This window comes from Psychroserpens mesophilus, from assembly GCF_050617655.1.
GTDB classification, from domain to species: Bacteria; Bacteroidota; Bacteroidia; order Flavobacteriales; family Flavobacteriaceae; genus Psychroserpens; species Psychroserpens mesophilus_A.
Genome location: NZ_JBODQC010000001.1, coordinates 680,804 through 701,692, shown reverse-complemented (window position 1 = coordinate 701,692; position 20,889 = coordinate 680,804). Strand labels below are relative to the sequence as shown.

The 20,889-nt window shown below is 32.9% G+C and carries 17 protein-coding genes; 8 read left to right on the top strand and 9 right to left on the bottom strand.

All coding sequences use genetic code 11. The annotated features are described in order from the left end of the window. Positions 1 to 26: 26 nt before the first annotated feature. Entirely contained in the window at positions 27 to 3,437 is a 3,411-nt protein-coding gene (locus ACRHNM_RS02990; RefSeq protein WP_431133509.1) for a hypothetical protein, read from the bottom strand. A gap of 135 nt (positions 3,438 to 3,572) precedes the next feature. Between ACRHNM_RS02990 and ACRHNM_RS02985 the strand changes: the two genes are divergently transcribed. The 4 genes from ACRHNM_RS02985 (at position 3,573) to ACRHNM_RS02970 (ending at position 7,368) form a co-directional block, all read left to right on the top strand. Further along, positions 3,573 to 4,334, top strand: coding sequence for an exodeoxyribonuclease III (locus ACRHNM_RS02985; RefSeq protein ID WP_431133506.1), 762 nt, complete (start codon positions 3,573 to 3,575; stop codon positions 4,332 to 4,334). A gap of 101 nt (positions 4,335 to 4,435) precedes the next feature. Further along, complete coding sequence (locus tag ACRHNM_RS02980; RefSeq protein WP_431133504.1) at positions 4,436 to 5,395, top strand: OmpA family protein; 960 nt, start codon at positions 4,436 to 4,438, stop codon at positions 5,393 to 5,395. A gap of 233 nt (positions 5,396 to 5,628) precedes the next feature. Continuing rightward, entirely contained in the window at positions 5,629 to 6,666 is a 1,038-nt protein-coding gene (locus tag ACRHNM_RS02975) for an aldo/keto reductase (protein WP_431133502.1), read from the top strand. A gap of 300 nt (positions 6,667 to 6,966) precedes the next feature. Then, positions 6,967 to 7,368: a DUF6705 family protein gene (locus ACRHNM_RS02970; protein ID WP_431134015.1), complete on the top strand. Its 402-nt coding sequence runs from the start codon at positions 6,967 to 6,969 to the stop codon at positions 7,366 to 7,368. 68 nt (positions 7,369 to 7,436) lie between these two features. Here the strand turns inward: ACRHNM_RS02970 and ACRHNM_RS02965 are convergent, their stop codons facing one another. Next, entirely contained in the window at positions 7,437 to 8,981 is a 1,545-nt protein-coding gene (locus ACRHNM_RS02965; RefSeq protein WP_431133500.1) for an Rne/Rng family ribonuclease, read from the bottom strand. A 417-nt stretch (positions 8,982 to 9,398) separates the two neighbouring features. After that, a complete protein-coding gene (locus ACRHNM_RS02960; protein ID WP_431133497.1) occupies positions 9,399 to 9,689 on the bottom strand; it encodes an HU family DNA-binding protein in 291 nt (96 codons plus the stop codon). 134 nt (positions 9,690 to 9,823) lie between these two features. On the opposite strand from ACRHNM_RS02960, the gene mutY reads away from it, so the two are divergent. The 4 genes from mutY to gldD all read left to right on the top strand — a co-directional run bounded on the left by mutY (position 9,824) and on the right by gldD (position 13,386). Beyond that, positions 9,824 to 10,870 carry an A/G-specific adenine glycosylase gene (mutY, locus tag ACRHNM_RS02955; RefSeq protein WP_431133495.1) on the top strand — a complete coding sequence of 349 codons (1,047 nt, stop codon included), beginning with the start codon at positions 9,824 to 9,826 and terminating at the stop codon, positions 10,868 to 10,870. Between the two features lie 78 nt (positions 10,871 to 10,948). Then, entirely contained in the window at positions 10,949 to 11,392 is a 444-nt protein-coding gene (locus tag ACRHNM_RS02950) for a single-stranded DNA-binding protein (RefSeq protein WP_431133492.1), read from the top strand. An 18-nt stretch (positions 11,393 to 11,410) separates the two neighbouring features. After that, on the top strand, positions 11,411 to 12,721 hold the full coding sequence (locus ACRHNM_RS02945; protein ID WP_431133489.1) for a gliding motility-associated protein GldE: 1,311 nt from the start codon (positions 11,411 to 11,413) through the stop codon (positions 12,719 to 12,721). A gap of 89 nt (positions 12,722 to 12,810) precedes the next feature. Next, a complete protein-coding gene (gene gldD / locus ACRHNM_RS02940) occupies positions 12,811 to 13,386 on the top strand; it encodes a gliding motility lipoprotein GldD (RefSeq protein WP_431133487.1) in 576 nt (191 codons plus the stop codon). On the opposite strand, the gene pgi is transcribed toward gldD, so the two are convergent. From pgi to ACRHNM_RS02910, 6 genes are all read right to left on the bottom strand, one after another. Continuing rightward, positions 13,383 to 15,035, bottom strand: a complete 1,653-nt coding sequence (pgi, locus tag ACRHNM_RS02935) for a glucose-6-phosphate isomerase (protein WP_431133485.1) — start codon at positions 15,033 to 15,035, stop codon at positions 13,383 to 13,385. The genes gldD and pgi overlap by 4 nt on opposite strands. Further along, on the bottom strand, positions 15,035 to 16,324 hold the full coding sequence (locus ACRHNM_RS02930) for a peptidoglycan DD-metalloendopeptidase family protein (protein WP_431133482.1): 1,290 nt from the start codon (positions 16,322 to 16,324) through the stop codon (positions 15,035 to 15,037). The genes pgi and ACRHNM_RS02930 overlap by 1 nt, the downstream gene beginning before the upstream one ends. Positions 16,325 to 16,340: 16 nt before the next feature. Next, a complete protein-coding gene (locus ACRHNM_RS02925; RefSeq protein ID WP_431133480.1) occupies positions 16,341 to 17,273 on the bottom strand; it encodes a tryptophan 2,3-dioxygenase family protein in 933 nt (310 codons plus the stop codon). 7 nt (positions 17,274 to 17,280) lie between these two features. Next, complete coding sequence (locus ACRHNM_RS02920) at positions 17,281 to 18,060, bottom strand: DUF3108 domain-containing protein (RefSeq protein ID WP_431133478.1); 780 nt, start codon at positions 18,058 to 18,060, stop codon at positions 17,281 to 17,283. A gap of 246 nt (positions 18,061 to 18,306) precedes the next feature. After that, a complete protein-coding gene (hppD, locus tag ACRHNM_RS02915; RefSeq protein WP_431134013.1) occupies positions 18,307 to 19,467 on the bottom strand; it encodes a 4-hydroxyphenylpyruvate dioxygenase in 1,161 nt (386 codons plus the stop codon). Positions 19,468 to 19,660: 193 nt separating this feature from the next. Continuing rightward, entirely contained in the window at positions 19,661 to 20,818 is a 1,158-nt protein-coding gene (locus ACRHNM_RS02910) for a homogentisate 1,2-dioxygenase (protein WP_431133476.1), read from the bottom strand. Between the last annotated feature and the right edge of the window lie 71 nt (positions 20,819 to 20,889).

The window sequence follows — 20,889 nt, the reverse complement described above, 5'->3', positions numbered from 1 at the left end:
AGTTAAACGCTTAGGAGTTATTTTTTTTAGAAATAAGCCTTAAGTTGAACTGTTCCTGTATGAATGGTTCTACTGGTTTCTGTTTTTCTTCCGAAGTAATTCAGGTTCAAATCTAAAAATTTAGTCAGTTTCTTTTGAGCCAGTAAACTCCAGGTGAAGTTATTTCCAGGTTGTAAACCTTCTAAAATTTGATAGGCAACTGGCGTATTGGGGTTGCCATCATATTCGTTTTTGAAATAATTCACCTCTCCTGTTAGAGCTATTTTTTGTGTGTTGTTATAGGTAAACGACAATCCGAAATTATTCTGTAATAAACCTTCCTTGTTACCAATAGTATTGTCTTTGGTAGTGTATTGATAAAAGACGTCAAAACGTGCATTTTCATTAAAAATGTAAGAGAGTTTTGGCTCAAAACGGATTTGATCTAGTTTATAATTTCGAGATACAAAATTCTCATTGATACTTTCATTAATTTCTAAACTGGATTCAAAATTTATCAACCAACTTTTAGCAAATTTATGATTAAACTGAAGCTGATGACTTTGCAATTTATTTTCCTGAAATCCTACCGACAACACTGATCGGTTTGTATTATTTAAGAACGTATAAGACGTGGTGTACGTTTGTTTTCCTCTGTTGTAAAACAATACATTTCTAACACTTTTATTAAGAGCTAACTGATTGTCATCATCTGAAGAAAATGGATTCAAATCAAAGGTATTGCCTTCTCTTTCATCTTTGCGGTCTATTAAGTATGAAGTTTGATTGTAAAAATGAGACCAGAATTTTTTTGTTCTGCTATCTGAACCTGACCATTGTTGCGGATTAATCGTTAAGGTTTGACTCAATCTGTTTTGATGGGTCCTAACAAAGACCTGATTAGGTAAGAGCACTCTAATGAAACTACCTTCGTCAACAAATTGTGCCAATTCAAATTCGTCGAGTTCTTGCACACCATTATTATTATAATCAATCCATGTGTAAGCACCTTGACCTGGTTCAACTTCAACATAGGTAAAATCCTGTCTTGGAAGCGTTCCTGAATTGGTCTCAAAAACAGTATTCCAAAGGATTAAATTATTGAATAATTTTTGATTAAAATTCAATCTTGAATTTAACGACTGGTCATCTTCCTGGCTGGAGTCTTCTTGTTTTAAGCGTCTGTAATTAGCAAAAACGGCCAAGTCGGTATTTTTATTTTTAATAATTCGGGATTTTATATAATAGGTATTAGAACTGTTTACTTTTTTTATTCGATTCATTCGTAAACTATCATTCACTCGTCGTTTATAACCAACCTCAACAAATACTCTGGTACTGTCTCCTATTCCTGTAAAAACCTCGTAGGATGTAAAGCGCTGACTTAAATTCGTAAGTGAATCATTGGATTTTAAACGTTGTTCGTTGTCTTCCATAGCCAGTTTTGTTCCAACCCATTGCTTATTAAAATGATAAACGATGCGATTAAAAGATCTTAAAAACGTAGATTGAGATGCACTACTACTATTGCTCAAATAGCTCGACATTGTATAGATATTGAATTGCTTTAACCTAAGGTTTGCCATAAGATTATGACGATTTCCATTAAAGTTTTCAGAGTAATTGAGATGTTCAAACTTGTAGTTTGCAATTCCTTTTTCGGGATGAATCAACTCCAATCCTGATGACAACAAACTCTGGTTTCCGACTGGATTTTCTAAATTCCAATCCCGATTAAATTCAGGTCTGTATAAACGTTGAATGGTTCTAAAGTTTTTCTGAATGATATCTGCATCACCATAAGCACTCAAGTTCCATAAACTATCTGTTTTGATAATTTGTTGCCTTACTGTTAGCTTTCCAGCAAATCCGTCGTTATTTCCATCATCAAGATCTGAAAATAAATTCAGGTCATTTCTACTTCCAGCCAGTTCAAATAAAACATCGGTCTTTTCTGTTGGTTTATAGGTTCCGTTAACTACAGCAACCTGTAATTTTACGGGAGCAATTAACTGTACAATAGGTTCATAACTTCCCTGAGGCACACCTCCTACTGGTGGAACATATTCAAAAATATTACTTATAGCATTGCTGTTTACGATGATATAATTTCCTTGATTTATCCCAACCTGTGTAAATCGAACACTAAACAATACATCTTCAGGATTGGTTGAAAACACAAAGATTTCTTCTCCTCCTATAATCTCTTTTCGATATAGAATACGATTTTCATCAAATGCTTCGGAAACGTCGGAAGGTGCAACCATTAAAGACTGATCGTCACCTGCCTGAGCAAGAATATCAACTTGCTCTGAAGATAAATTTTGCTGCAAAGGTTGATTTTTTGAATCGACTTCAGAATAGACAGAAACACCTAATTTTAATTTTTCAGTTTCATAATGTCCACCTCCAAAAACTGTAAAGCGAGAAAAATTGCGCTCACTAAACTGGTAATCTACTGTAATACGCATTTCAGAAGTAATCGGAAATGTAGAGTTAAAAATAATCTCACCAGCATTATAATCGATAATATAATCTTTGTTTTCTCCACGTTCTATGGGAATTCCATTTACGTAAACGGTTTCACTACCTGAAACAATAAGCACAAACAATTCACTGTTTGGGCCTCGTAATTTATAAGGACCTTGATTGCCTTCCTGAGCTGTAAACTGGCTACTTGTAAACTGACCTCTTACCAAAGCTCCTGCAGCAAATATATTCGTATCAGATGCCTCTTTATCAAAATCCAGATTCACCAACAAACCTTGAACTCGTTTTGTAAACGAAGCAAAATAACTATTGTCGTTTATTAAATCGATATCTCCTGCTCTGATGTTCCATGAATCGCTAAAAAGCTCAATGAACACCTGATCAAATTCGTCTAATCTTTGAGAGTACCCACTTTCTTGTAACGGAATATTTGCATCTTGAATAGATGCTCTCAAAGAGACTTTATCGCTTAACTTTCCAGAAATCTGCAAGTCTAGTTCACTATTCAAAACCGAATTTTGATTGTTTCCAATCGTCACACCTCGAGAAATACTTCCAGAAGTACTTAAACCATCAAAAGGCAAAAATGAACGTTGCACATTAGATTGATTCAGTTTATATAAACGCTGAAGATTATCTGTGTTTTCAACAATAATACGCTCATCTAACTGAAAGTATTTCTTAGTCATAAAATCTGGATACCTTAAATAGTCAATGACAATGGAATCCGTTTCGACAGGTTTCTTAAACGTTAACAAGGCTTTAGAAAAATCGACATGATAATAGGACGAATCAATAATAGTATTATCCTTTCGTCTTAACATAAAACTACTTGTATTTATACTGACCGTATCAATTTTTATGGAATCTCTAATCGCTACTTTTTTGGTTCTGTAATTAGAGGTTGGTTCTTGCGCAAACGCAGAACAACCCATAATAAAACAGATAAGTGAGATAGCAATTTTCATTCAGTATATAAACTTCTAAAGACAGAAATTATTTTATGGTTAAAACCTCCTTAAAATAATAGTGTAAAAGTACAGTATTATTTAATTTAGACCGAAAATTGGCATTTAACAAAAAACACCTAATAAATACATATTATGAAAATTGTTTCCTATAACGTAAATGGCATCAGAGCAGCGATGAATAAAGGTTTTATCGATTGGCTTAGAAGTGCAAATCCAGATGTGGTTTGCTTACAAGAAATCAAAGCCATGAAAGAGCAAGTGGATATTGAAGCTATTGAAAATGCTGGATACATTTATAATTATTGGTTTAGTGCTCAAAAAAAAGGCTATAGTGGTGTTGCCATTTTAAGTAAAATTGAACCCAACCATGTTGCATACGGAACAGGTATTGAATCTATGGATATTGAAGGTCGAAATATCAGAGCAGACTTTGATGATTTGTCTGTGATGAGTATGTATCTGCCATCTGGCACTAATGATGATCGACTGGCACATAAGTTTGAATATATGAATATGATTCATGAATATTTAAACGACTTAAGAAATAAATTACCAAACCTTGTGGTTCTTGGTGATTACAACATTTGCCATGAAGAAATTGATATTCACAATCCTAAAATGAAAGGTGTTTCTGGTTTTTTACCTGAAGAACGAGAATGGCTGGGGAACTTTATCAATAGTGGTTTCATTGATTCATTCAGATATTTACATCCTGAAAGACAAGAATATAGCTGGTGGAGTTACAGAGCTAATGCTAGAGCAAATAATAAAGGCTGGCGTTTAGATTATGGAATGGTAAGTGAGCCATTACAAGAAAATATCAAACGAAGCGTTATCCTATCAGAAGCTGTACACAGTGACCACTGTCCGATTTTAGTTGAAATAGAATCGTAACAGTTAACTTAAAACACCCAACTTTACATCAAAAAACGATACATCTTAACCATATTAAACAACAAACTCGTAATCAAATCAACAACTTAATATTATAACCTATGTTTAAAAAATTGTCATTAATAGCACTAACTTTAATTTTAACAACCTCTTGTGTATCTAAAAAAATATATACAGATTTGGAGGATAAATATGCTGAATTAAAAAAAGAAAATCGAAAATTATCTAATGATAATCGCGATTTAGAGTCTGCATTAAACGAAGCGACAAATGACTTAGCTAAATTACAGTCAGACTATGACCAGGCATTAGCACAACGCAACAAATTACAAGCCGATTACGACGCAACCAAAGCAAATCTTGATAATCTGAATGCATCTTATGAGGCTTTAGAGAAAAATAGTTCAGCGTCAATTGCAGAAAACGCAAGAAAAAACCGTGAATTACTTGCACAATTGGAAGCTAAAGAACTAGCCTTAGCTGCAGAAAATGCAAGATTAGATACATTAAAACAAGAACTTGAGGCACGCTCACAACGTGTTGCAGAATTAGAAAACGTGATTGCATCTAAAGATGCAGCTATGACTAAACTAAAAGATGCTATTTCAAAAGCGCTTACCAACTTTGAAGGTAATGGATTAACTGTTGAACAACGCAACGGAAAAGTATATATATCGATGGAAAATAAATTATTGTTTGAATCTGGAAGTTGGGCTGTTGGCTCAAAAGGAAAACAAGCCGTAAAACAATTAGGCGAAGTACTTGCTGAAAATCCTGAAATCGCTATTTTAATTGAAGGCCACACAGATAACGTTCCATACAAAGGAAACGAGCAACTTAGTGGCAACTGGGATTTATCAGCTAAGCGAGCAACAGCTATTGTAAATATTTTAAGAGAAAATGCTGCTATCAATCCTGAGAATTTAACAGCTGCTGGTCGTGGTGAATTTGCACCTGTAGCAAATAATGATACTCCCGAAGGTAAGGCTCAGAACCGTCGTATTGAAGTGATATTAACCCCTAAACTCGATGAGATTTCTAAACTTTTGAACGAAATATAAATTAATTTATTTGTCATTCTGAGCGAAGTGAAGAATCTCAAAAACTTAATATAGATTTAGACCTTTCAGTTTTAATAAAGCGGAAAGGTCTTCTTATATTTACTCGTTTATAAAAATTGTCGGGTTGAGCCCTTCGACTGCGCTCAGGATAAACTAAAGTCGAAACCTATTAAAAAGAAACATAAATAATGAGATCCTGAACCAAGTTCAGGATGACAAATCAAAAATATACAATGAGATACACAACACTCCCGAAAACCGATATAAAAGTCAGTAAAATATGTTTAGGTACCATGACTTGGGGAAATCAAAATACGCAAGACGAAGGTTTTGCTCAAATGGATTTTGCCTTAGACAAGGGAGTCAATTTCTTTGATTGCGCCGAATTATACCCTGTTCCTGCTGTACCTGAGCGCTACGCAGATACTGAAAGAATTATTGGAAACTGGTTTGAAAAAAGTGGAAACAGGAATAAAGTGGTATTAGCTACAAAAATTGCAGGTCCAGGAGATTATACTGCTCATATTAGAACTAATGGTTTTAGTAAAGAAACACTCAATGACGCTGTAAATAATAGTTTAAAACGTTTAAAAACCGATTATATTGATTTATATCAGTTGCACTGGCCAGAACGCAACACCAATACATTTGGTGTGAGAGATTATAAGCACAATCCAGATGATACATGGACCGATAATTTTAATGAAATACTGCATAATTTAGATGAGATTATAAAGTCAGGAAAAATACGTCAAGTAGGTATTTCTAATGAAAAAGCATGGGGAACAATGCGTTATTTAGAAGAATCTAATGCACATGAGTTACCGAGAATGGTTACCATTCAAAATGCATACTCTTTATTAAACAGAGTGTTTGAAGGTGATATGGCAGAAATTGCTATTCGTGAAGAGATTGGTTTGTTAGCCTATTCTCCAATGGCTTTTGGTGTACTCTCCGGAAAATATATTAAAAGAACTGAAGGTGATAAGGCGAGATTAAAACTCTTCCCAAGGTTTGCAAGATATAGTAGTAAAAATGCTACTGAAGCAACCAAACGATACTTAAAAATTGCAGAAGACAACAATATGTCGTTAGCACAAATGTCCTTAGCATTTGTAACTGACAGACCGTTTATAACAAGTAATATCATTGGAGCAACATCTTTAGAACAATTAGAAGAAAATATTGATAGTATTGATATTACATTAAGTGATGAAGTAATGACTGCTATTGAAAAAGTGCATGATGAACTTCCTAATCCTGCACCTTGATTTAGTTGTCATTCCGAGCGCAGTCGAGGAATCTATTTTTTGTAAATTATTATTTTGTTTGTGAATTAAATAAGGTTTTTTTTATTCATAAGTAACCTCTTTTATAATAGTTTTTTTATGAAATAAATATTAAACATATTACTCGTACTTTCAATATTGTCTTGCAAGGCTCAATCTATAATTGTTCCTTTAGTAAGTGGAGAACCTTTTGAAAAAAAACCTGACTATTACTTAAAAGATATTAATAATGAATTTAATAAATTTTAAGGGACATGGAAATACTAAAATGAAGATACTGAAATTATCTTTAAACTTAATAAAGAAAAGCATTATCAAATATCACCAGCATCTAATTATCAAGATTTATTGGTAGGTGAATATCAATACATAACGAATGGTTTAGAGTTAGTAAATACATTAGCCAATTTTGACAATCCATCGTTTTCCAGTTATGACCACAACATAAGCGGAAGAAATTTCAAGCATAGATTACCAAGTCACTGTATCGATAATAGTGATGTCACTGAAATTAAAATTAGTATGTTCATTAATCATCCAACAGAAGAGCTTACAGAAGGTATTTTCATTTTACGCTATGTAAAGAATAATGGTATTAAGAAATTACAGGCTTGCATTTATGATAATACAATTATGGGGCAACATTACCAATGCAAGAATAGACATCCCAAATGGCTATTATGAATTTGTGAAGCAATAAATTACCTCAAACAAAAACCCCTTTCCGTTTATACGAAAAGGGGTTTTAGATATTATTTGATTTCCTTACCATTTTTATCAAAAAAATGATATTCAAGATATGTGTAAGCATCTCTAGGTAAAACTTTTACCCATTTTTTATGTTCTAAGAACCACTTAGAACGCACTGATGGAAACCCTTTGGTTATAAAGGCTGCTATAAATGGATGCGCATTTAAGGTTATCTTTTTATAGTCTTTTTTGAAAAGCCTTTCCAGGTCTTGCGTAATGTTTTGAATCACTTTTATTGGTGCTTCAATCTCACTACCTGCAACGCCATTAGGATTTTCTTCTTTTGTTTTAATATTGCGTTCTGGGCGAACACGTTGTCTGGTTATTTGTATTAAACCAAACTTACTAGGTGGCAAAATCTTATGTTTTGCCTTATCATCGTTCATTTCATTACGAAGATGATTGTACAATTTTTTTCGATTCTCTGCTCGTCCCATATCAATAAAATCGACCACTATAATTCCGCCCATATCACGTAAACGCAACTGACGAGCAATTTCTGTAGCAGAAATTAAATTGACTTCCAGAGCAGTGTCCTCTTGATTTTTTTCTTTATTAGATCGGTTACCACTATTGACATCAATTACATGCATCGCTTCGGTATGTTCGATTACCAAATAGGCTCCTTTTGCCATGGACACTGTGCGACCGAAAGATGTTTTAATTTGTCGTTCGATACCATACTTTTCATAAAGTGGTACACCATTTTTATACATCTTCACAATTGATTCTTTAGCAGGTGCAATTTCTTGCACGTAATCTTTTATCTGTCCATAAAGCACTTCGTCATCTACAGTAATACTTGAAAATGAATCGTCAAAGATATCTCTTAAAATTGAAGAGGCTTTATTCATTTCACTCAACACTTTACTAGGATGATGTGCTTTATTTAATTTTTTACACATTGCTGTCCATCTACTCAGCAAATTCTGTAAATCTTTGTCGAGTTCGGCAACTTTTTTGCCTTCTGCGACTGTACGAATTATAACTCCGAACCCCTTAGGTGTTATGCTTCTTACCAAACGCTTTAAACGTTCTTTTTCTTCTTTAGATTCAATCTTTTGAGAGATTGAAATACGATCAGAAAATGGCACTAAAACAATATAACGACCAGCAATAGATAACTCGCTACTAATACGAGGACCTTTGGTTGAAATCGGTTCTTTTACAATTTGCACTAATAGAGACTGATTTGATTTTAAAACATTAGCTATGCTTCCGTTTTTATCAATATCTTTCTCAAACTGAAAATTTTTCAGTAAAAAATCGGTATGTCTACCTGCGCTTACACGTTTAACGAATTTTAAAAGAGAAGGTAATTTTGGTCCTAAATCATGATAATGCAAAAAAGCATCTTTTTCATAACCTACATTTACAAATGCAGCATTTAGACCAGGAACAGCTTTGCGAATTTTGGCAATAAATATATCACCAACAGCAAAGTTGTTATCATCTTCATCCTTGTGTAATTCGATAAGTTTTCCATCTTTTAATAAGGCAAAATCAACAATATCAGAACTCGATCTTATAATCAATTCTTTTTCCATGTTGTTAATTTTAATCTATTTTGATTCGTTTCAAAACAGATGGATTTTATTTTGACACAGGATATTTAATCCAGTAAATCCATGCATTACGAAGGTAAACGCAATGAAAACTCATGAATTTTATATCAAAGAACGTTGTTTTTGGATAAACTCATATTCACTTTTTATTTCTCCTAAAAAATGGCTTAAATTAGTTTAGATTAAAAACAAAAAAATAAAGATGAGTTTAAATTGAAAAAGTAGTTAAAAAACTACTTTTTCAATTTACTTTTTTTTGTGACGATTAGCGCGTCTACGTTTTTTACGCTTATGCGTCGCTACCTTGTGTCTTTTTCTTTTTTTACCACTTGGCATAAATAAGTCTTTTTAAATTAATGTTTCTTTTTAATACTGAAACATGTTCAGCATGTTTGTTTTTTAGTTAACCTCAACATTGGTCTTAACTCCTTCAACAAATACTTTTGCAGGTTTAAATGCAGGAATATTATGTGCAGGTATTTTTATTGTTGTATTTTTTGAAATGTTACGTCCAGTTTTTTCAGCTCTAGTTTTTACTATAAAGCTTCCAAAACCTCTTAAGTATACGTTATCTCCTCCTTCTAAAGATGATTTAACTTCTTCCATAAAAGTTTCAACTGTTGCTTGAACATCTCCTTTCTCAATTCCTAATCTATCAGAAATTTTAGCTACTATATCAGCTTTTGTCATTGTTATTAATTTTTAGGGTTATCTATTAATTATAAGGGTTGCAAATATAGGTAATTTAATTTCAATATTTCAAGCCTAATTAATTAAAATTTAACCTTATAAAGATTTATTTTTGTGGCAATTACAAAAAATATATGGATTTTAAGAAAGTTTTAACTAATTGGTATTCAATAAATAAGAGAGAGCTCCCATGGCGAAACACCAAAAACCCATATTATATTTGGTTATCTGAAATCATCATGCAGCAAACTCAAATTAAGCAAGGGTTACCTTATTATGAAGCTTTTGTTACCAATTACCCTTCTGTTTTTGATCTTGCAAATGCTCAGGAGCAAGACGTTTTAAAGCTTTGGCAAGGTCTTGGTTATTATTCCAGAGCACGAAATTTACATGCTTCTGCAAAATACATTGCAAATGAATTGGATGGTATATTTCCTTCTACCTATTCAGAAATTATAAAACTCAAAGGCGTTGGCGACTATACAGCAAGTGCTATTGCATCAATTTGTTTTAATGAGCCAACAGCTGTTGTTGATGGAAACGTATACAGAGTTTTGTCGCGTTACTTTGGAATATCTACTCCTATCAATTCTAGTCAAGGCATTAAAGAATTTAAAATGTTGGCAACCTCTTTAATCGATACTAAATATCCTGGAGATTATAATCAGGCATTAATGGAATTTGGTGCCACTCAATGCAAACCAAAAAATCCGTATTGTATTGTTTGTCCGTTAAAAGATCATTGTGTTGCACTTCAAAAAGGAAACATTGATATGCTTCCAGTAAAATTAAAGAAAACCAAAGTCGTCAAAAAGCACTTTAATTTTTTGGTGTTTATGTCTTCAGACAAAAAAACACTTTTTGAACAACGAAATACCAAAGGCATATGGCGAAATTTATATCAGTTCCCTTTAGTTGAAACAGTAAAAGAACTTCACTCAGAAGATTTTAAATCACATACAAAAATCAGTAGTTATCTCAACAATATAGAGTTTGAATATAGTTTATATAACACTAAAGAACTTGTACACAAACTTTCGCATCAACATTTATATACTAAATTCTGGATTATTGAAGTTGATAAACTCCCAGAACAAGGCATTCCTATTTCAGAATTAAAATCCTATCCAGCACCAATCGTCATTGGAAATTTCATTGAGGAATTCAGTTTTCCTGTTTAAAGAATTCACAATTTTTTCATACTTTTAATACTCCCATTACAAATTGTTTAATTTTGTAATCTTAAACAACAAATAACTATGTCAGGAACATTAAATAAAGTGATGCTAATTGGGCATTTAGGTGATGAAGTGAAAATGCATTATTTTGATGGTGGAAATTGTGTTGGTCGGTTTCCATTAGCAACTAATGAAACCTATACCAATAAACAAACCAATGAGCGTGTGACTAATACAGAGTGGCACAATATAGTGGTTAGAAATAAAGCCGCTGAGATATGTGAAAAATACCTTTCTAAAGGTGATAAAGTATATATTGAAGGTCGATTAAAAACCAGAAAATGGCAGGATGAGAAAGGTAATGACCGTTATTCGACAGAAATACAATGTACTGATTTCACGTTTTTATCTAATAAAAATGAAACGCAAGCTGGTGGTTCTGGTCATGAATCAGAGTCTAATCAAGCGATGTCAAATCCAACTTCGCAACCTGTTGCAGAAGATAATGATGACTTACCATTTTAAACATTAAAATAAACTATTTTGGATCCTGAACCCTCGTGTTTAATCGTTTTGCTGCTTTCTGGAAATTCTGCATTAATTTCTGGGTTATTACTGCTTATTATTTTACTGTTTTGTTCGGCATTAGTCTCTGGTGTTGAAGTCGCTCTGTTTTCTTTAACCAAATCTGATATCGATACTGGTTTAGATGAAGAGACAAAAGCATTTACAATTATTTCAAAGCTTTTAGAACGTCCAAAAAAATTACTAGCTACCATATTAGTTGCTAACAATTTTATTAATATAGGTATCGTTATTTTGTTTGCCTATTTAGGAGAAACATTATTTCATACTATTGAAGTTGCCTGGATAAGATTCCTTTTAGAAGTTGTAGTCATCACTTTTTTAATTTTGTTATTTGGAGAGATTATTCCGAAAATTTATGCGAGTAGAAATCGTGTGAAATTTTCAACATTCATGGCTATTCCGCTTAAAGTATTAGATGTCATTTTTTCTCCAATAAGTTTACCGATGCGTTTTTTAACATTGACGATTCATAGCAGATTAGGAAAACAAAAATCAAATCTTAGCGTTGATCAATTATCTCAGGCTCTAGAATTAACCTCTAACAGTGACACGACTGTTGAAGAACACAAGATTTTACAAGGTATTGTGTCTTTTGGGAACACAGATACAAAACAGGTAATGCGACCACGAATGGATATTTTTGCGCTTAATGAAGACCAAAAATTTAGTGAGATCATTCATGAAATCACCAAAAACGGTTATTCAAGAATTCCTGTTTTTAAAGACAACATAGACTCTGTAACAGGCATTTTATATGTAAAAGATTTACTACCACATATTGACCGGAAAGAATTTAACTGGACAACTTTGCTTCGCGAGCCATTCTTTGTACCTGAAAACAAAAAATTAGACGATTTAATGGTCGAATTTCAAGATAAAAAAGTCCATTTGGCAGTTGTTGTTGATGAATATGGCGGAACTTCTGGATTGGTATCACTTGAGGATGTTATTGAAGAAATTGTTGGTGATATTAGTGACGAATTTGATGATGACGATGTTGTTTATACTAAAATAGATAATTATAATTTTACGTTTGAAGGCAAAACCACACTAAAAGATTTTTATAAAATTATTAATATAGAAGACGAATCTGTTTTTGAAAATCACAAAGGAGAAGCTGAAACTATTGCAGGTTTCGTATTAGAAATTTCTGGAATATTCCCAAGGTTGAAAAGTAAAATCAATTTTAAAGATTTCGTTTTCACCATTGAAGCTATTGAAAAAAAGCGTATCAAAGACATTAAATTTACGATATTGAATAAATAAGAATGTCACCTAGAGCGTAGTTGAGAGATTTTACAGTTATTTAGATTTCGACTGCACTCAACCAGACATTCGTTTAATCAAATTACATTATGAGAAAATTACTTTTATTATGTATTGTTGTATCCTGCATTGCTTGTGGTGGTGACCCAATTCCGAAACCAAAAGCCATGCTACGCTTAGAATACCCGAAACCAACCTATAAAAAAGTAGACCTCCCTTTGCCTTTTACCTTTGATAAAAATGAATTAGCAGATCCCATTTCTAATATTAAACTTGATGGTGTAAACAATATTTATGGTGTAAACATCAACTATCCAAAACTCAAAGGAACCGTTTATTTAACTTATAAGAAAGTTGAAAACGACAACCTTACCGACTTATTAAGAGATGCTCAAAATCTCACTCAAAAACACACCATGAAAGCTGATGAGATAGAAGGTGATATTTATGAAAATCCTAAAAACAAAGTTTTTGGAATGTTTTATGAGGTTGGTGGTAATGCCGCTTCACAATCTCAGTTTTATGTTACAGACAGTATTAACCACTTTCTGGTAGGTTCACTTTACTTTTATGCAAAGCCAAATTATGATTCCATTTATCCAGCTGCAGTATATCTAAAAAATGATATCAAGCACATCATGGAAACCATAGAATGGAAAGATTAACTGTTTTTTATTTTTTTATAATAATCAATCAGGTTTTGAGTAGAGTGATCATGTGAATTAGAAACGCTTTCGTCATTGAATTCTTTTAAAATCGTATTAGCCAATTGTTTCCCGAGTTCTACTCCAAATTGGTCGTAGCTAAAAATATTCCAGATAATTCCTTGCACAAAAATTTTATGTTCATACATGGCTATTAGCTTTCCTAAACTTTCTGGCGTTAATTGATTTATTAAAATGGTCGTTGTAGGCTTATTTCCTTCAAACATTTTAAAAGGTGTCAGAACTTTTATGTCCTTTTCTGAGAGTCCCTGTGATTCTAGTTCCTTAATGACCATTGCTTCAGATTTCCCTTTCATTAAAGCTTCCGTTTGAGCAAAAAGGTTAGACATGAGTTTATCTTGATGATCTTGATTACCATGTAATGATTTTGCAAACCCGATAAATTCTGCCGGAATTAATTTAGTACCTTGGTGAATGAGTTGAAAGAATGCATGCTGAGAATTTGTTCCAGGTTCACCCCAAATTATAGTTCCAGTTTGATAATGGATTTTATCTCCATTTCTATCAACACTTTTGCCATTACTCTCCATAATACCTTGTTGAAGATACGTTGTAAATAAATTTAAGTATTGTGAATATGGAATAACAGCTTCACTTTCGGCATTAAAAAAATTGTTATACCAAACGCTCAAAAGCGCTGTAATCACAGGGATATTTTTATCAAAATCTTCCGTTTTGAAATGCTCGTCCATTTTATGAGCACCTAAAAGGAGTTGGTCAAAATTTTCAAAACCAACAGCTAAACTTATCGACAAACCAGCAGCACTCCAAAGAGAGAATCGTCCTCCAACCCAATTCCACATTGGGAATATATGACTGGCATCAATTCCAAACTCCTTAACGTTTTTAATATGGGTTGATACTGCTACGAAATGCTTTGAAATGGCTTCTTTTGGAGCACTTTTCAAAAACCATTCTCTTATAGTTTTGGCATTCGATAAAGTTTCTTGAGTTGTAAATGATTTTGATACTATTACAAAAAGTGTCGTTTCTGGGTTTATTTTTTTAATAACTTCATTGACATGATCACCATCTACATTACTAACAAAATGGGTTGTCAATTGATTTTTATAAAATGCTAATGATTCAACAACCATTGCTGGACCTAAATCTGAACCTCCAATTCCGATGTTTACAACATCAGTAAATGCTTTACCAGTGAAACCCTTTAGCTCACCGTTGATGACTTTGTTAGAAAAATTTTTGATGTGATGTTTAATCTCAAAAATTTCTGGGATTACATTTTTTCCATTAACTAAAACCTTAGAATTTTCAGGATTTCGCAATGCAGTATGTAAAACCTCACGACCTTCATTTTTATTAATCACAGCTCCTCCGAAATATTTATTCATAGCATCTTTCAAATCTACTTCATTCGCTAATTCAATGAGTAAATCTAAAGTCTCTTGAGATGTATGATGCTTTGAAAAGTCGACATAAAAATCTTCCCATCGAATCGTCATTTCATCAGCTCTCGCTTCATTTTCAGAAAATAGCTTTACTAAATCTGAGTTTACAATGGTTTCAAAATGCACTTGTAATTTACTCCAAGCTTTTGTTGTCGTTGGATTTATGGTTTTTAATGCCATTATTGAATTTTGGAGGTTAGTATATCTTCTTCTGCAGGAATTTCAATTGCATTATCCTGGAACTGAATTTGATCTAATTGAGATTTTAGAGGTTTAATAAATTCTGTGTATTGTGTTTTTAATGAATCTGGAATCGACTCGGCTGCTGGTAATTTTTCTCTAAAAGGATCAACTTGTTTGCCATTTTTCCAAAAACGATAACAAACATGAGGTCCTCCAGTATTACCAGTCATACCAACCCAACCAATGACATCACCTTGTTTCACAAATTCACCTTTTCTAACCTTTTGGTTTTGCATATGTAGATATTGCGTGCTGTAAGTTGCATTGTGCTTGATTTTCACATACTTACCATTGCCTCCTCGACGTGTAGATTCAGTTACGGTTCCGTTTGCTGTGGCTAAAATTGGTGTTCCAATTGGAGCTGCAAAATCTGTGCCTTTATGTGGTCGTAATTTATAACCATAATAGGCGATACGTCTATTTAAATTATATCGTGATGAAATACGACTAAACTGAACAGGTGCTTTTAAAAATGTACGTCTGAGACTTTTAGTGTTTTCATCAAAATAGTCTGCTATGTTTTTAGTGCTATCAACCATAAAGTTAAAGGCATAAAACGATTCATCTTTATGTTGAAAATAAGCGGCATCAATGCTCTGTATTCCAGCATAAATAGAATCTTCAATAAATCGCTGTTTGTAAATAATTTTGAAACGATCCCCTTTTTGAAGTCTAAAGAAATCTATTGTCCAGGCATAAATATCACTCATATCGTTGATGAGCTGATAAGGTAAACCTTGAGATTCCATAGTTTCAGACAAATTATTCATTACGATGCCTGATGCTTCTTTCTCTACTATAGAAATTGGTTTTTTTCCTTTGTAGGTTACAATTGAATCTGCAAATTTAATAACAACATAATCAATGCTATTTGGCTGGTAAATAAAACATTCTGGTGTTTGTAAAGAATCATTAGAACACAATAATGTGTAAGGCTTTCCTAATTGTAACTTTCTAATGTCAAAGCTATCTTTTGCATTTTCAGTAATATTGAAAATTTGAGGGTATCCAATACGATTGCGTTCTAAGATTTTACCAAAGCTATCACCTTTTCTAATGGTATCTCTTTTTACGATGTAGTCTTCAAGAACAAAACCAAATTCTTTTTTAGGTTCAGGCTCCACTATGGTTTGTAAAACTTCTGTTTTTGGCTTTTTATCGTCGTCTTTACAAGACCACAAACCAATACAGATAAAAAGTGCTATTAATAATTGTTTTGGTTGCATTAATTAATTCAAGTTTTTAAATATTTTCTCCCCAATTTTCAAGTTCATCTTCACTCCAAAGTTCAGGAAAAAATATACGCTTTTGGTATTTAGGATGCATGTATTTTTTCCAGTCGCTTCCACCTGTGGCTTCGCCATCTCCTGTACCACTTTCGATATAGTGTTTTGCAGCGTTATAGTGCGCAATTACCCATGTAATATTAACAGTATAATCATAATGACGCATGGCTTTTATTAAATCTTTATCTTCCTGATCTTTTTTTGGAAGTTCTTTAAAACGAGACCATAAGTTCTTGGTGTTATAGGTTTGCATAAAACGTATGAAATCACCTTTATAGCGTTTTTCAAAATTCACTAAAAGCGTTGATTTTTTACCTGTTTTATAGTCTTTTCCGGCAGCTTGCCAATAAAGGTGTTCAAAAGCATGCTCAAAAGGGGTATTTCTATCTATGGTTTTTCTGAATCTAAAATCGATAAGATTAATAAGTTCTGTTGACGCAAACTCAATCATTCTGTATTGTGCACTTTGAAAACCACTAGCAGGAGTTAAAGTATAGCGGAATTTCATGTATTGTTCAATTTCCATACCATGTTGCATGATATTAAAAGAAGTGGTGAGCATGTCAAAGTAACGACTAATACGCATGAGTTTATTCTCGAAATATTCTGCATTTAATTCTTCTTTTTCAGCTACTTGTTGAATTTCCCAAAGAATCATTTTAAAAATCAACTCATTAATTTGATGATAGGCAATAAATACCATCTCATCAGGAAGCGTTGTGCGTTGTATTTGAAGATTTAGTAATGCATCGGTTTGTATATAGTCCCAATATGTAATTGGCTTGCTGTATAGCAAGCCATATAAATGATCGTCTGTATCCTGGTCTATTTTTGTGTACTTTTCTTGTATTTGCTTGACGATATCGTCAAACTTATGTAATTCGTCCATATTATAGTTAATCAAATTGAATCTGAAAAGAATGTTTTAGCCCTTTAAACGCTTCTAAGTTTGCTTGTAGTGATCCAACAGCCAGATCTGCTTTTATCTTCAAAGGAATCTTGTTGTTGTCTGCACTTACCCAAAGCGTTAAACTTTCTTGTTCTTTAAAAACACGACCAGCCATAACATAAGGTCTAAACTTTAGGGTTTTTACTTTACCAAATTCTGTTTCTATTGTTTCTCTTCCTAAAAATTTCAATTTAAAATTATAGTTTTCTTCATCAAAAAACATATTAAGGGTAACGATTTCACCTTCTCTTATACTTTCAGTATCATAATTATTTCGCAGGTAATAGAACGCAGAAACCATGTCTTGAACATCTTTTTCAGTAGCTACTCTTTTTTGTGTTTTATGCTTTTTATTATCAATAAAAGCCTGTTGTTTTTCATGATCAAACGCTATTTCGATATCTTTGGTGTGACCACCTTCATCAATTTTTCTTATAAATTTATAAGGCATTCCTGTTTCTTTGTCAATAAAGCTTTCGTACCTGTCTTTTACTTTAAAAAACCATTTAATTGCTCCAGTGGTCCAACCTTTACCAACAACATGATATACAGGTTTACCGTTTATATTAGATTCTTTAACTTCTAATGTTGCATTACCTGCTTTTAAGAAGTTACTATAACTCATTTCAAACTTAAACCATTCTCCTTCCTGAAATGCAGATTTATCTTGGGCAAATGATATTTGCATTCCAAAGATAAGTCCTATTGTAAGTAGTATATATTTCATTTTTAGCATAATTGTAAAGTAACTTTTAAAGTTACGTTTTATTGTTTAGTAGGAAGAATTACAATTACTGTTCCAAAAATAAAAAAAAACTCGAGACCAATAGTAAATATAGCTGTTATAGTTATGTTAGAATGTAAAAAATATCATTCCAAGCGCAGTCGAAGAATCTTTGATTTGTGCATGTATTTTACTTAGATTTCTCGACTGCGCTCGAAATGACAGCTGGTATCTTAATAAGAAACGATTTTACAGTGTCCCTCTTTTGGCCTGTTCACGCTCAATAGACTCAAATAGTGCCTTAAAGTTTCCAGCACCAAAACCTTGTGCTCCCATGCGTTGGATAATTTCAAAAAACAATGTTGGTCTATCCTCAACAGGTTTAGTGAAAATTTGCAGTAAATAGCCTTCTTCATCAGCATCCACAAGAACTGATAATTTCTGAAGCTCTTTAATATCTTCTTTCATCATATCCATATGAACGCCTAAACGTCTTGGAATGTCATCGTAATAGGCTTGAGGAGGTGGAGGCAAAAACTCAACACCACGTGCTTTTAATTGTGCGACCGTTGAAATAATATCATCTGTTGCTACAGCGATATGCTGCACTCCTGAATCTTCGTAAAAATCTAAATACTCTTCAATTTGAGACTTTTTAGCAGCTTTAGCTGGTTCGTTTATTGGAAATTTGATTCGGCCATTACCATTACTCATCACTTTACTCATAAGTGCTGAATATTCGGTATGAATTTGCTTATCGTCAAAGGATAAGAAATTTACAAATCCCATCACATCTTCGTACCATTTTACCCAAGTATTCATTTGTCCCCAACCTACATTACCTACCATATGATCAATGTATTTTAAACCTACTGGTTCAGGATTGTAATCGGATTCCCATTTTATAAAACCAGGCATAAAGGTTCCTTTGTAATTTTTACGTTCTACAAACATATGAACCGTTTCACCGTAGGTATAAATTCCGGCACGAACCACTTCACCAAACTCATCTTGTTCAACGGTTGGCTCCATATATGATTTTGCGCCACGTTTGGTTGTTTCTTCATATGATTTTCTGGCGTCATCAACCCAAAGCGCAACCACTTTTACACCATCGCCATGTTTTACAATATGATCATTTATAGGAGATTTACTGTTAAGTGGTGTTGTTAAGACTAATCGGATTTTATCTTGTTTTAAAACATAACTTACTGAATCTTTAGAGCCTGTTTCTAAACCTTTATACGCATACGATTGAAATCCGAATGCTGTTTTATAAAAATGTGCTGATTGTTTTGCGTTACCAACGTAGAACTCTACATAATCTGTTCCTAATAGTGGTAAAAAATCTTGAGCGCCATCAAAGATTTTTTCTAATCCGTAATTGACACTTTTTACTTCTTTTGCCATAATATAATTATTAATTTGTTGATTCGTTATGATGCTATTTAATAACGAACTCATTATACTTTGTTTTAGTATTGATTAACTCATTGAGTTTTAATTTTTTGTTTTAGCCCTGATTGAAACGGCATCCTTTTTTGTTTTTCTCAAAAAAGATACAGTGGAAAGCAGGAAACAGCTCCTGACTGATATTAAAAACTTATTCCAGCCAAGATTTATAGTATTCTTCGTCTGCTATTTTTAAAGCTTCTTCAGTAATTTGCAACGGTTTAAATGTGTCAACCATAACGGCTAACTCTTCGGTTTTCACTTTACCAATACTTCGCTCTGTAGCACCAGGATGCGGTCCATGAGGAATTCCGGCTGGATGCAATGAAATATGACCAGCTTCGATATCGTTACGACTCATAAAATCTCCATCGACATAATATAACACCTCATCACTATCTATATTACTGTGGTTATAAGGCGCAGGAATACTTTCTGGATGATAATCGTACAAACGTGGAACGAAGCTACAAATCACAAACGCATCGGTCTCAAAGGTTTGATGTATAGGAGGTGGTAAGTGAATGCGACCTGTTATAGGTTCAAAATCATGAATTGAAAATGCATAAGGGTAATTGTAACCATCATAACCTACCACATCAAAAGGATGCGATGCATAGACCATTTCAAACATATCATCCTGTTTTTTAATTTTCATTAAAAACTCTCCAGATTCATTGTAAGTTTCTAATTCTTGAGGCTGGCGAAAATCACGCTCACAAAATGGCGAATGCTCTAATAATTGTCCGAACCAATTTCGATACCGCTTAGGAGTATAGACTGGTCGTCTTGACTCAACAATAAATAATCTATTGTCTTCGGTATCAAAGTCTATTTTATAGATAATTCCTCTGGGAATTACCAAATAATCTCCATATTTAAAATCGAGATTACCTAAATGCGTTCTTAATTTACCTGTTCCTTTATGAATAAAAATCACTTCATCAGCATCAGAATTTTTATAAAAATAATCTGCTGTTGATTGTTTAGGAGCTGCTAAAATAATGGTACAGTCACTATTTGTAAGTACTGCTTTTCTACTATCGAGATAGTCGTTTTCTGGTTGCACCTGAAACCCTCTTAATCTATAGGATTGAATGCTGTTTTTTTTAGCAATTTTAGGAGCAACACTGTACTGTTTTTTAATTTCTTTAACTTGAGTTGGTCTCTGTTCATGGTATGAATTTGTTGACATTCCGTCAAATCCAATAGTTCCAAACAGCTGCTCGTAGTATAAGCTACCATCTTCTTTTCTGAATTGTATGTGACGTTTATGTGGAATTTTTCCAAGCTTATGATAAAAAGGCATGTTTTTTTATTTAAAAGTTGATTTTTTTATACGTTATAATAGTATAAATTTAAGTGTTTTAAAGGTACAAA

Coding starts and splice junctions, on each gene's coding strand:
- ACRHNM_RS02960 (WP_431133497.1), bottom strand. CDS start 9,689: ATGACAAAAGCTGATATAGTAGCTAAAATTTCTGATAGATTAGGAATT.
- ACRHNM_RS02975 (WP_431133502.1), top strand. CDS start 5,629: ATGAGATACACAACACTCCCGAAAACCGATATAAAAGTCAGTAAAATA.
- ACRHNM_RS02990 (WP_431133509.1), bottom strand. CDS start 3,437: ATGAAAATTGCTATCTCACTTATCTGTTTTATTATGGGTTGTTCTGCG.
- hppD (WP_431134013.1), bottom strand. CDS start 19,467: ATGGCAAAAGAAGTAAAAAGTGTCAATTACGGATTAGAAAAAATCTTT.
- pgi (WP_431133485.1), bottom strand. CDS start 15,035: ATGGCATTAAAAACCATAAATCCAACGACAACAAAAGCTTGGAGTAAA.
- gldD (WP_431133487.1), top strand. CDS start 12,811: ATGAGAAAATTACTTTTATTATGTATTGTTGTATCCTGCATTGCTTGT.
- ACRHNM_RS02965 (WP_431133500.1), bottom strand. CDS start 8,981: ATGGAAAAAGAATTGATTATAAGATCGAGTTCTGATATTGTTGATTTT.
- ACRHNM_RS02910 (WP_431133476.1), bottom strand. CDS start 20,818: ATGCCTTTTTATCATAAGCTTGGAAAAATTCCACATAAACGTCACATA.
- ACRHNM_RS02925 (WP_431133480.1), bottom strand. CDS start 17,273: ATGGACGAATTACATAAGTTTGACGATATCGTCAAGCAAATACAAGAA.
- ACRHNM_RS02930 (WP_431133482.1), bottom strand. CDS start 16,324: ATGCAACCAAAACAATTATTAATAGCACTTTTTATCTGTATTGGTTTG.
- mutY (WP_431133495.1), top strand. CDS start 9,824: ATGGATTTTAAGAAAGTTTTAACTAATTGGTATTCAATAAATAAGAGA.
- ACRHNM_RS02920 (WP_431133478.1), bottom strand. CDS start 18,060: ATGAAATATATACTACTTACAATAGGACTTATCTTTGGAATGCAAATA.
- ACRHNM_RS02985 (WP_431133506.1), top strand. CDS start 3,573: ATGAAAATTGTTTCCTATAACGTAAATGGCATCAGAGCAGCGATGAAT.
- ACRHNM_RS02950 (WP_431133492.1), top strand. CDS start 10,949: ATGTCAGGAACATTAAATAAAGTGATGCTAATTGGGCATTTAGGTGAT.
- ACRHNM_RS02980 (WP_431133504.1), top strand. CDS start 4,436: ATGTTTAAAAAATTGTCATTAATAGCACTAACTTTAATTTTAACAACC.